Genomic DNA, 11958 nt, shown 5'->3' on the forward strand with positions numbered 1-11958 from the left:
ATCATGCGCCACCGGGGCGGATCTGCCCGGTCCCGGTCAGTAAGCTGTTCAGCACCGGGTGGAAATGACGTTTTCCGACATATCCCTCGATCCGGCCCAGTTCCGCCCCGTTGCGCAGCAGCAGAAAACTGGGCGTGATCCAGGGGCGCCGGTCCAGCGCCAGCCCGTCGGGATAGGGGCCGCGCAGATCGACCTCGAAGATGGGCGCAACCCGCCCCTCGGGGCTGGCCGCATAGCCGGGGCCGATCTCGGCCTTCCAGGCGGCGCAATGGTGGCAGGCGGGCGAGGTGACCATCATCAGCCACAGCGGCTGGCGCGACCAGTCGGGCGCCTGCGCAAACCCCGCAGCCTGCGCAGGCCGCCCCCCAGCCACGACCGAAGTCATGACCGCAGCCGCCACGGCGCCGCACAGCAGCGCGCGCCGGTCGATGACCGGGCCGGAACGTCTGTCGCGCGGTCGCATGTCACTCATGGGTCAAGCCTCACTGGGCGGGCATCTGCCCCCGGCTGAAAGGTAGGTGCATCTCCGGCCTGCCGCAAGCAAAGGCGGCGGGGATTGCCCGTGGCGGCGTGCTGGTCCACTCTCGGCCCGCGCCGCCACGACCCCATGGGCAGGAGAGACGATGACCGCCACGCAGGATGATCTGCTCGGACCGCTGTGCCGGGGCGAGCGTCGGGCGCTGTCGCGGGCGATCACGCTGGTCGAATCGACCCGCCCCGATCACCGCGCCCGTGCGCAGGCGCTGCTGGCTGCGCTGCCCGACCGGCAGGCGCTGCGCATCGGGATGTCGGGCACGCCGGGGGTGGGCAAATCGACCTTTATCGAGGCGTTCGGCCTGATGCTGACGGGGCAGGGGCTGCGGGTGGCGGTGCTGGCCGTCGATCCGTCCTCGGCCCGCTCGGGCGGCTCGATTCTGGGGGACAAGACGCGGATGGACTATCTGTCGCGCGATCCGCGCGCCTATATCCGGCCCTCGCCCTCGGGCGCGACGCTTGGCGGCGTCGGCCGCCGCACGCGCGAGGCGATCCGGCTGTGTGAGGCGGCAGGCCATGATGTCGTGCTGGTGGAAACCGTCGGCGTCGGCCAGTCCGAGACGCTGGTGGCCGAGATGACCGACCTGTTCGTGCTGCTGCTGGCGCCTGCGGGGGGCGACGAATTGCAGGGCGTCAAGCGCGGCATCATGGAGATGGCCGACCTGATCCTGATCAACAAGGCCGATGGCGAATTGCTGTCCCCCGCCCGCCGCACGGTGGCCGATTACGCGGGCGCGCTGCGCCTGCTGCGCAAACGGGCGCAGGACCCCGAGGGCTTCCCCAAGGCGCTGCCGGTCTCGGCCACCACCGGCGACGGGCTGGACCGCACCTGGTCCGAGATGCAGACCCTCACCGGCTGGCGCCGCGCGCAGGGTCATTTCGACACCAACCGCGCCATGCAGGCCCGGCAATGGTTTCAGGCCGAATTGCGAAGCGCCCTGCTGGCCCGGATCGAGACGCCCGAGGCCCGTGACCGGCTGGCCCGTCTCGGGCAGCAGGTGGCGCAGGGCGCGCTGCTGCCGGGGGTGGCGGTGCAGGACATGCTGGACTGGCTGGACAGGCCGCGCGGCTGAATGCGTGGCCTGACGGAATGCGCTGCCCGTTTTGGCGCCCCACAGCCGGCGCTGATCGGTTATGACAGAGGGCAGAAAGGGGCATTGCCATGCGCGACCTGCCGGAACACGAGACACTCTATGCCGCCCTGCTGGCGCGCGACCCGGCCTATGAGGGCCGCGCATTGGTCGGCGTCACCACCACCGGCATCTTTTGCCGCCTGACCTGCCCGTCGCGCAAGCCGCGCCCCGAAAACTGCCGCTGGTTCGCCGATGCCTTGGCGGCAGAGGCCGCAGGCTTCCGCCCCTGCCGCCGCTGCGATCCCCTGGGCGTCGGGCCACAGGGCCATGCGGTGATCGCCGATCTGACCGCCGCGCTGCGCGCCGACCCGGCCCGGCGCTGGTCCGAGACCGATCTGCTGGCGCGCGGCCATGACCCCTCGACCGTCCGGCGGCTGTTTCAGCGCCAGTTCGGGCAGAGCTTTTTGTCCATGGCGCGCGCCGCGCGCCTGCGGCAAGGTCTGACCGGGTTGCAGCAGGGGGCGCCGATGATCGAGGCTCAGCTGGATGCGGGGTTCGAATCGGCCTCGGGCTTCCGGCAGGCGTTCCGGCGGCTGTTCGGCCATGCCCCTCATCAGATGCGGGGCGCGGGCGAGGCGCTGGCCGACTGGATCGACACGCCTCTGGGCGGGATGATCGTGATTGCCGACCCGACAAGCCTGCATCTGCTGGAATTTGTCGAGCGCAAGGCGCTGCGGCAGGGGCTGGCGCGGATCTCGGGTCTGCTGGGGGGGCGGATCGGGCTGGGCCGCACCGCCGTCACCGACCGGACCGAGGCCGCGCTGGACGCCTATCTGTCCGGGCGCGACCCGGCGCTGGACCTGCCCGTGACGCTGCATGGCACTGATTTTCAACGCAGCGTCTGGCGCGCGCTGCAACAGATTCCGCCGGGCCAGACCCGCAGCTATGGCCAGCTGGCGGCGGCCCTGGGCGCGCCGCGCGCGGTGCGGGCGGTGGCGGCGGCCAATGCGGCGAACCGGCTGGCGCTGGTCGTGCCCTGCCACCGGGTGATCGGCGCGGACGGGCGGCTTGCGGGCTATGCGGGCGGGCTGTGGCGCAAGGAGCGGCTGATCGCGATCGAGGCCGGATGGGCGGCAAATCCGCGCGACAAGGGTTGACGCCTGCAAGGCTTCACTGTAGTCACCCGCGAACGGAATTCCGGGCGCTGCCTCGCGGCGCCCTTTCACATTGGGACGGACCCCGCCGGTCCGCCCGCACAGCTGAGACGAAGGAAAACACCATGTCGCGCGTCTGCGAACTGACCGGCAAAGGCCCGATGAGCGGTAACAACGTCAGCCATGCCAACAACAGAACCCGTCGCCGGTTTCTGCCGAACCTGAACGATGTCACGCTGACCTCGGAAAAGCTGGGCCGTGGCTATTCGCTGCGCATCTCGGCGGCCGCGCTGCGCTCGGTCGATCACCGTGGCGGGCTGGACGCGTTCCTGGCGAAAGCCAAGGACACCGAGCTGTCGGACCGCGCCCGCAAGATCAAGCGCGACCTGTCCAAAGCCGAACAGCCGCAACTCTGATCCCGTCTGCGGGATGACATTGCAGGGCCCTGCCACCATGGCGGGGCCTTTGCGCGTTCCGCCGCCGCCCCAGGCCCTGTTGCGACCGATTGGCGGCTGTTCCGTGCTGTCGCAACTGGCTAGAGAGGCCGCATGCCGCGCCCCATCGCCGCCCTTCTGATTCTTCTCGTGACGCTGACCAGCATCGGGCTGGGCACGGCGCGCGGCACGGTCATGCTGGGCACCGAGGTGGTGCTGTGCACCGGCCATGGCATCGTCGTGACGCGCCTGCCCGCCGAGCCTGACAGCAGCCGGGCGCATCTGTGCCCCGATATGGCGCTGTCGCTGATGACGGCGCCGCACAGCCCCGATGTCGTGCTGGCGCCGCATCGCAATCCGCCCGCACCGCTGCCGCCCCGCCGCCTTGGCGCGCCGCCCGCCGCCTCGGATCTCTGGGTCCGCGTCCGCGACCCGCCCGGCCTTGCCTGAGATTTCTGCACAACACCGCATAATCCAAGGACAAGACCCATGAAAAAGATCGCTTTCGTCGCGGCTATGGCCGCCCTGACCCCGCTTGCCGCGCTGGCCCATGACGGCATGCACATCAACGATGCCTATGCCCGCAGCACCAACCCCATGACCGGCGCCATCTTCATGGAACTGGAGAATCACCGCGAGGTCGGCTGCACCTTGCAGGCCGTCGCCTCTGACGTGGCCGAGCGGGTCGAGCTGCACACCCACAAGGAAGAAGACGGCGTCATGCGGATGCTGAAGGTCGAAGAGGGCTTTGCCGTCCCCGCAGGCGAGGTCCGGCAACTGGACCGGGGCGGCGATCACGTCATGCTGCTGGGCCTGACCCGTCCGCTGGCCGATGGCGACACGATCGCGCTCAGCCTCGATTTCGGCGATTGCGGCACCGAAGAGGCCGAGGCGGTCGTCGACAATCAGCGCATGGGCGGCGCGCATGACGCCGGCGGGGCCGCAGCCGCCGATGAACACGCGGGCCACTGAGGCAGCTGCGGGTCAGCCCAGCCGGTCGGTCAGGCGCAGGACCATCGGTCCCAGCGCCGCCACCAGCAGGCTGACCCCCCGGGCCGACGGATGCACCCCGTCGGCCAGCAACCGTCAGACTGTCGCCAAAGGCACGCGCGGCGGGCGGGCGCTGGCCTGCGCCATGGCGCGATGGCTGCCGGGGCCGATCGCGGCCCCCATGCCGGCCCAGACCGCCGCCCCCGCCAGCAGATGTCGGCGCGACAGGCTCATCCGGCGCGCCTCATCCCGCACGCCGCAGCCGCAGCGCGTTGGCCACGACGCAGACCGACGAGAGGGCCATCGCCGCCGCCCCCAGCATCGGCGACAGGGCCGGGCCGCCAAAGGGCACCAACACCCCCATCGCCACCGGGATCAGCGCGCTGTTATAGGCAAAGGCCCAGAACAGGTTCTGGCGGATATTGCGCATCACCGCCCGCGACAGCCGCACCGCCCGCACCACCCCCGAGGTATCGCCCGACATCAGCACCGCATCCGCCGATTCGATGGCGACATCGGTGCCGGTGCCGATGGCGATCCCGGTATCGGCGGCGGCCAGCGCCGGGGCGTCGTTGATGCCGTCGCCCACAAAGACCACGCCGCGCCCCATCCCGCGGATCGCCGTCAGCTTGTCCTCGGGCGACAGCCCGGCCTCGATCCGGTCGATGCCCAGACCGCGCCCGACCGCCTGTGCCGCGGCAGGCACATCGCCCGACAGCATCGCCGTTTCCAGCCCCATCGCGTGCAGCGCGGCAATGGTCGCGGCGGCCTCGGGGCGCGCGGTGTCGGCCAGCGCGAGGCTGAGGCAATGCCGCCCGTCCACCGCCAGATGCACCGGCGTCGCCCCTGTTTCCGCCGCCCGGTCGGTCTGCGCCAGCAGCGCAGGCGCAAGCGCGATCCCGGCCTCGTCCAGCGCTGTGCCATTGCCGATCAGCAAGGCGTGCCCCTCGACGCGGGCGGCCAGTCCCCGCCCGGCATGGGCGCGCGCACCCTCGGCCTGCGGCAGGGTCAGGCCGCGCGCCTCAGCCTCGGACAGGATCGCCGTGGCCAGCGGGTGTTCCGACCGCGCCTCGGCGGCGGCCATCAGGCGCAGGCCCGCATCCGGGTCGATCCCCTCGGCCCACAGGCCGGTGACGCGGGGGCGCCCCTCGGTCAGGGTGCCGGTCTTGTCAAAGGCGATCACGCGGGCCTGCGCCAGCTTTTGCAGCGCATCACCCCGGCGGAACAGCACGCCCAGTTCCGCCCCCCGCCCGCTGCCCACCATGATCGAGACCGGCACCGCCAGCCCCATCGCACAGGGGCAGGCGATGATCAGCACCGCGACCGCCGCCACGACCGCCTCGGCCAGCCCCGGCCCAAAGCCCAGCCACAGCCCGAAGGTCAGCGCCGCAAGCCCCATGACCACCGGCACAAAGACCCGCGTGACGCGATCGACCAACGCCTGCACCGGCAGGCGCGTCGCCTGCGCGGCCTCGACCATGGCGACGATGCGCGACAGCACGGTCTGATCGCCGGTCGCGGTCACCCGATAGGTCAGCGCGGCGCCGCCATTGACGGTGCCGCCGGTCACCGCATCGCCGGGCGCCTTGGCTGCGGGAACCGGCTCTCCGGTCAGCATGGATTCGTCGATGGCGCCGTGCCCCTCGGTGATGACGCCGTCCAGCGCCACCCGCTCACCCGGTTGCAGCGCCACCAGATCGCCGGGCCGCAGCGAGGCGACGGGCACCAGCACCGGCGCCCCGCCTTGCAGCAGCCGCGCCTCGGCGGGCGCCAGCTCGATCAGGCGGCGGATGGCGGCGCCCGCCTGGCCGCGCGCCCGCGCCTCCAGCCAGCGGCCGGTCAGGATCAGCGTGGCGATGACGGCGGCGGCCTCGAACCAGACATGGCGCGAGGCTTCGGGCACCAGCTGCGGCGCCAGCGTCACCACGGTCGAATACAGAAACGCCGCCCCCGCCCCAAGCGCCACCAGACTGTTCATCTCGGGCGCGCCGCGCAGCAGCGCCGGAATGCCCGTGGTGAAAAAGCGCCGCCCCGGCCCGGCCAGAACGGCGGCGGTCAGCACCATCTGCAACAGCCAGATCGCCTGAGGCCCGGCCAGCCCGTGCAGCCAGTGGTGAAAGGCCGGGACCGCGTGGCCGCCCATCTCGGTCACAAAGACCGGCAGGCTCAGCAGCGCGGCGGTCAGCATGTCGCGGCGCAGCGCGGTGACCTCGGCATCGGGGTCATGCGCGGGCGGCTGGCCCGCCCCGGCGACCTGCGCCGGATAGCCCATCTGCGTCACGACATCCGCCAGCGCCTGCGGGCTGAGCGAGGGGGAATGCGTGACCGTCGCCCTCTGCGTGGCCAGATTGACCTGCGCCGTGGCAATATCGGGCCGCGCGTCCAGCGCCCGCGCGATCCGCCCGGAACACGAGGCGCAGCTCATGCCCTCGATCGTCAGCTGCGTGACCGGCAGGTCCGCCGGATACCCGGCCTCGGTCAGCGCTTGCTGCACCTGCGGCAGGGTGGCGCCCTCAAGGCGCAGATGCGCCCGCCGCGTCATCGCATTGACGCTGAGGTCGGTGACGCCGGGCAGCGCCGCCAATGCGCGTTCCACCCGCGCGGCGCAGCTTGCACAGGAAATGCCCGGAATGGGCAGGTCGAGAATGTCAGGGGTGTTCATGTCCATATCCGCTGAAAGTGCCAGAAAAGCCGGGCAGCATCAGCAGAACAGGAGGGGCCTGCGGTCGGGCAGGCGCCGTGTGGGGCACCTGCGCGCGCCGCGGCGCCGGGTCGGGGCAACGGCGTGGTCTGGAGGGTGCGACCGGCGCCGGGCGCCCTGCGGGCACATGGCACCGGCAGGCCCGGTCACCACGACCGCGACACAGATGCGCCGGGCGTGCCGGGGGCCTGCGTCCGCCGATCGCGGCGCGGGGTCCAGACGACAGCACCCTCGACGACCGCACTCCCAAAGGCAGCGCCCCCAAAATCTGGGGCGGCGAGGTCTGGGGCCGGGGCGATGATTGCGGGCAGCACATGGGTTCTAGATGTGGTGCAGGGGCCGCTCCGTCAAGCGTGATCGCCGGAAATGGCCGGACGAGTTGCGCGCGCCCGCCCATCGCGTGTAATCTTGGGTGAAATTGAAACGACCGACAGGACATCAGGCCATGAACCGCCGTCAGATGATTTCGCTGGCCCTGCCGCTGCTCGCCATGCCTGTTGCAGGTTTTGCGCAGGCCGCAGCCGACCCCTACGCGCCCACCGAAGTGGCCATCCGCGATGATTTCGAGGTGGGCAGCATCGTCGTGGTCAGCCGCGATTTCTTTCTGTATCACGTGACGGCGCCGGGCCGGGCGACGCGCTATGGCGTGGCCGTCGGTCGTGACGAACTGGTCTGGAAGGGCCGGGCGACCATCGGGCGCAAGGTCGAATGGCCCAGCTGGCGCCCGACGAACGACATGATCGCGCGCAATCCTGCCGCCTATGAGAAATACAAGGACGGCATGCCGGGCGGCCCGCAGAACCCGCTGGGTGCGCGCGCCCTGTATCTTTACAACGACCGGGGGCAGGACACCGCGATCCGCATCCATGGCACGACCGAGCCCGGCTCGATCGGTCGCGCCGTGTCGAACGGTTGCCTGCGCATGCGCAACGAGGCCGTGATGAGCCTGTTCGACCGCGTCCCCCTGGGCACGCCGGTCTACGTTTTCTGAACCGGCGCGCCCCGGGTTTCACAGCCCCCGCCGCCAGACTGGCATGGGGGCTGTGCGGTGACCGGACCTGTGCGGCAGTCAGATCCTGCCGCACCGGGTCCTTTGCGGGGTGGCCGGCCACCGGCCTAGAACTCGAACAACTGGTTGCCGCCGCTGCGGCTGCTGACGATACGCAGCGGCGGCAGGTCCGGTTTGGCCGGGGCTGCGGTGGCGGCGCTTTGGGTCAACCGGGCTGCGGCCCCGCCGCGCGATCCGATGCCGAACCCCGCGATCTCGCGCATCAGATCGCCGGCCTGCTCCTGCAATGCGGCGGCGGCGGCGTTGGTCTGCTCGGCCACGGCGGCGTTCTGCTGGGTCACCTGATCCAGCTGATGAACGCCCGAGTTGATTTCGCCCAGACCGATCGACTGCTCATGCGCCGCCGAGGCGATGGCCGAAATCTGTTCTGACACCTCGTGCGCCTTGCCAAGGATCTGCTCCAGACTTTCCCCGGTGCGCCCGACCAGCGCCGAGCCGGTCTCGACCTGAGCCGCACTTTCTGAAATCAGCCCCTTGATTTCACGCGCGGATTCCGATGCCCGCTGCGCAAGGCCGCGCACCTCCGAGGCGACGACCGCGAAACCCCGCCCGGCATCGCCCGCCCGTGCGGCCTCGACCCCGGCATTCAGCGCCAGCAGGTTGGTCTGGAACGCGATGTCGTCGATGACGCCGATGATCCGGGTGATCTGATCCGAGGATTTCTCGATCCCCTTCATGGCGGCCACCGCATCGCGGACGATGGATGCGCCGTTTTCGGCGATCTCGCGATTGGCGCGGCTGACCTCTTCGGCATTGCGGGCGCGTTCGGCGGTCGAGCGTACGCTTTCAGTCAGCTGGTTCAGCGCGGCGGCGGATTGCTCCAGCGTTGCGGCCTGCGTTTCGGCCCGGCCTGACAGATCCTGCGCGGCAGAGGTGATTTCCTCGGACCCGTTGCGGACCTGATCGGCGACATCCGAGATGCGCGACAGGGTTCCCGACAGGGTCTGCACGACGCTGTTGTAGGAGTCCCGCAGGGCATCATATTCCGCCGGAAACGGGTCGTCTTCGGGGCTGGGAATGGCCTGGTTCAGGTCGCCCTGGGCAAGCCGGTTCAGGCCATCGCCGATCTCGCGCACGACCCGGGCCTGACGGTTCAGCTCGGTTTCACGCCTGGCGCGGGCCTCGTCTTCCGCCGCGCGCTGCGCATCGGCAAGGCGCAGGCGCTCGATCGCGTTTTCCTTGAAGACGGCCAGGGCGCGGGCGATCTGCGCCAGCTCGTTGCGGCCCTCGGTTCCGGTGATCTCGACCGACAGATCGCCCTCGGCCAGCCGGTTGGTCTGCGCCGCACTGCGCGCCAGACGCCGCGACAGCGGCAGCGCCAGCGACGCCGCGATCAGCACCCCCAGCAGCAGCGCCGCCGACACGCCGACCAGGATCGACAGCACGGTCATGTCCCGCACGGCCTTGCCGCGTTCCTGCAACGCGCGCACGCGCGCGGCGATGTCATCGCGGATCAGTGCCACGCTTGTCAGCACGTCATGTGTGGTTTCATCGACAAGACGGGCCGCGTCGCGGGTCGCAAGTTCTGCCGCCCGCACCTGTTCTGCGACCGCCCAGAACCGGGTCAGGCCCCGGTCCAGCCCCGACAGGATATCGCGTTCGGCCCCCGGCAGGCCGGCATTGCCCAGCCCGGACAGGGCGTCGCGCGTGGCCTGAAACGGCTGGCGCGCGGTCTCGAATTCGGACGCGGGCATTCCGGCAAGAAAGCGGTCGATGCGCACGCGTGTCAGCAGAAAATTCTCGGATGCCGTCAGCGCCAGAAACGCCTCGTTGCTGGCACCGCGGCGCCGCAGCGCATCACCGAGGGCGCCGATGGCGCGGCGGTGTTCGATCCCCAGAGCCTGCAACTCATCGGTCAGCGCCGTCCGGTTCAGGCCGGTGTCGACCAGTTGCCCGGCCTCCAGGATGTGGCGTTCCTTGATTGCGACCAGTTGCGCCGCATATGTGTCGGTCTCACCCTCGATCTGCCCCCGCGCAAGGTCGCGCGCCAGCGACAGGACGCTGTTCATCGAGGTCAGAATCAGGTCCCCGGTCCCGACGGACGGATCGTCGTTGAAGGCCAGAAGAGTGCGACGCGCCTCGGTGGCACCCAGCTCGATCTGCGCGGCGCGCAGCAGATCGTCCTTTGCCGTGAACTGCTGATGATCAATCGCCTGCAGATTTCGCATGCGCTCCCAGGTGAAGGCGCCGAAGCCAGCAAGCAAAATCAACAGGATCGCAAATCCCGCTGTCACCTGCGCCGCAATTTTGACATTCTTGAACATGGTTGCTCCGGTGAACTGTTATCGTGTTTGGATCGAGGGGCACCAGACCAATGCACCAGACTGCTGCATCGGATGGGCGCGCGGGCCTTGCTGCGGGGTCAAAAGGCCACCGTCAGGCCCGGCGAGGGCGGGTCGTCGTCCGGCTGAAGAAACTGCGTCAGATCCTGACCGCCTGCACAGCCGCCCTCGGAAGGCCCGTCTGCCACAGGCCCCCAGCCGAGTGGCCGGGCCATCGACAAAAAGCCTGCCAAAGTCGAAATCAGCTCATCGCTCTGGTTCAGGATATCGGCGGCGGATGCCCGGTGGCCGACGGCGGCGCCGTCGGCGTCGCCTGTCAGCGTGCCCGACCCGTCCATCGAGGTCCTGACAACGGCCAGCCCCTCGGTCTGCTCGTGCGCCGCAGATGAGATGGTCGCCAGCAGACCGCTCAGATCGGATGCCTGAGTCAGGATGCCGGACAGCGAGGTGCTTGTGCGGGTGACCAGATCCACGCCGACACTGACCTGCGCTGCGGCGGCTGACAGCAGTTCGCGGATCTCGCGCGCCGAGGTCGCGGCACGTTGTGCAAGTGCGCGCACCTCTGATGCAACGACGGCAAAGCCGCGCCCGGCATCGCCCGCCCGCGCCGCTTCGACACCGGCGTTCAGGGCCAGAAGATTGGTCTGGAAGGCGATATCCTCGATGACCCCGATGATGCTGCTGACCTGCGCCGATCGCTGTTCGATCGCCTCCATTGCGGTGATGGTCTCGGCCGCGACCGCGTGGCTTGCGCGCGCATGGCTTTCGGTGTCGCGACTGGTGCGTGCCGCTGCCGCCGCAGCCTCGCGCGCAATGGCAAGCTGGTTCTGAACCCGGGCCAGCGCCTGCTCTCCGGTCGACAGCATTGCCGCCTGCTGGCTGGCACGGTCGGCCGCAATCGTGGCGCAGGCGTCGATATCGCCCGCATCACGCTTCAGCGCGTCCGCGACAAGTCCGACCCTGACGATAAGTCCGTCGATCTGCGCCAGCAGCTGGTTATAGGCCTGCCGGACCCCCTCGAACTCGGCCGGAAACGGGTCGTCTGCGGGGCTGGTGATGGGGTGGTTCAGGTCTCCGGCGGCCAGACGCTCCAGTCCCAGACAGATCGCGCTGATCATGCGGTCCTGCCGGGCCCCCGCGGTCGCCTGCGCGGCGGTAAAGGCAATGTCGCGATCGGCGCATTGCTCAACCAACTGTCCGTTTGTTGCCTGTGCATCGCAGGCGTTCTGCACCGCCAGCCCGGCGAGGTCGCGGATGCGGTGGACCTGACCGATCACACCGATCAGCGCCGCCGCCACGACCAGCAGGGCCGTGGCGTGCAGCAGCGGGGTGCCAGTCTGATGGCCGTTCTGATGGCCCTGCACGACCACCCCCGGCAAAAGCACCTCGATCAGCAGGGGCTGCACCAGGGTGATCGCGGCAAAGGTCACGATGACCCGCCAGCCGCAAAGAACCGCCAGCACGGCAATAGCGGCGAAGGCCAGCAGCCGCAGGTCGCCTTGCCGGGGCTGATCAGGCCACAGCGCGACAAGCAGCCCCAGTCCGATGGCCAGCGACGCCGCGGCCGTCAGCCGCGCGACCGGCCCTTCGGGATCGTGCAGCACCCATGCGGCAGACATCAGGGCCAGCGCGACCATGCAGCCCGCGATGCCGGGCGCGGTCGGGGTCCCGGTCAGTGCCGACCGTGCGACGATGATCGTCAGCACCCACAGCATCCCGGT

General features: G+C 70.0%; 11 protein-coding genes. 6 read left to right on the forward strand and 5 right to left on the reverse strand.

What is annotated here, in order from left to right:
• Window position 1 precedes the first annotated feature (1 nt).
• Entirely contained in the window at window positions 2-472 is a 471-nt protein-coding gene (locus ACK41U_RS10770) for a hypothetical protein (RefSeq protein ID WP_409679622.1), read from the reverse strand.
• Window positions 473-623: 151 nt separating this feature from the next.
• Between ACK41U_RS10770 and meaB the strand changes: the two genes are divergently transcribed.
• The 5 genes from meaB (at window position 624) to ACK41U_RS10795 (ending at window position 4167) form a co-directional block, all read left to right on the forward strand.
• On the forward strand, window positions 624-1607 hold the full coding sequence (gene meaB / locus ACK41U_RS10775; RefSeq protein ID WP_409679623.1) for a methylmalonyl Co-A mutase-associated GTPase MeaB: 984 nt from the start codon (window positions 624-626) through the stop codon (window positions 1605-1607).
• A gap of 89 nt (window positions 1608-1696) precedes the next feature.
• Window positions 1697-2764 (forward strand): bifunctional transcriptional activator/DNA repair enzyme AdaA, encoded by a 1068-nt coding sequence (locus tag ACK41U_RS10780; RefSeq protein WP_409679626.1) that lies wholly within the window; start codon window positions 1697-1699, stop codon window positions 2762-2764.
• A 122-nt stretch (window positions 2765-2886) separates the two neighbouring features.
• On the forward strand, window positions 2887-3177 hold the full coding sequence (gene rpmB, locus ACK41U_RS10785; RefSeq protein WP_409679629.1) for a 50S ribosomal protein L28: 291 nt from the start codon (window positions 2887-2889) through the stop codon (window positions 3175-3177).
• A 132-nt stretch (window positions 3178-3309) separates the two neighbouring features.
• The gene (locus ACK41U_RS10790) at window positions 3310-3645 is read left to right on the forward strand and encodes a hypothetical protein (protein WP_409679632.1); all 336 of its coding nucleotides are present in this window, start codon (window positions 3310-3312) and stop codon (window positions 3643-3645) included.
• Window positions 3646-3684: 39 nt separating this feature from the next.
• Window positions 3685-4167: a copper chaperone PCu(A)C gene (locus ACK41U_RS10795; protein WP_409679635.1), complete on the forward strand. Its 483-nt coding sequence runs from the start codon at window positions 3685-3687 to the stop codon at window positions 4165-4167.
• Window positions 4168-4281: 114 nt separating this feature from the next.
• On the opposite strand, the gene ACK41U_RS10800 is transcribed toward ACK41U_RS10795, so the two are convergent.
• Both ACK41U_RS10800 and ACK41U_RS10805 read right to left on the reverse strand, forming a co-directional pair.
• On the reverse strand, window positions 4282-4419 hold the full coding sequence (locus tag ACK41U_RS10800) for a hypothetical protein (protein WP_409679639.1): 138 nt from the start codon (window positions 4417-4419) through the stop codon (window positions 4282-4284).
• 10 nt (window positions 4420-4429) lie between these two features.
• Window positions 4430-6847: a heavy metal translocating P-type ATPase gene (locus ACK41U_RS10805; RefSeq protein ID WP_409679642.1), complete on the reverse strand. Its 2418-nt coding sequence runs from the start codon at window positions 6845-6847 to the stop codon at window positions 4430-4432.
• Window positions 6848-7331: 484 nt separating this feature from the next.
• On the opposite strand from ACK41U_RS10805, the gene ACK41U_RS10810 reads away from it, so the two are divergent.
• Window positions 7332-7877 carry a L,D-transpeptidase gene (locus tag ACK41U_RS10810; RefSeq protein ID WP_409679645.1) on the forward strand — a complete coding sequence of 182 codons (546 nt, stop codon included), beginning with the start codon at window positions 7332-7334 and terminating at the stop codon, window positions 7875-7877.
• A gap of 125 nt (window positions 7878-8002) precedes the next feature.
• Here ACK41U_RS10810 and ACK41U_RS10815 read toward each other — a convergent pair whose 3' ends face one another.
• Window positions 8003-10219 (reverse strand): methyl-accepting chemotaxis protein, encoded by a 2217-nt coding sequence (locus tag ACK41U_RS10815; RefSeq protein WP_409679648.1) that lies wholly within the window; start codon window positions 10217-10219, stop codon window positions 8003-8005.
• Between the two features lie 98 nt (window positions 10220-10317).
• Window positions 10318-11958, reverse strand: a 1641-nt coding sequence (locus tag ACK41U_RS10820; RefSeq protein ID WP_409679650.1) for a methyl-accepting chemotaxis protein, incomplete at its 5' end; no start/stop codon positions are given.

The organism is Paracoccus sp. (in: a-proteobacteria) (genome assembly GCF_046289755.1).
Taxonomy (GTDB): domain Bacteria; phylum Pseudomonadota; class Alphaproteobacteria; order Rhodobacterales; family Rhodobacteraceae; genus Paracoccus.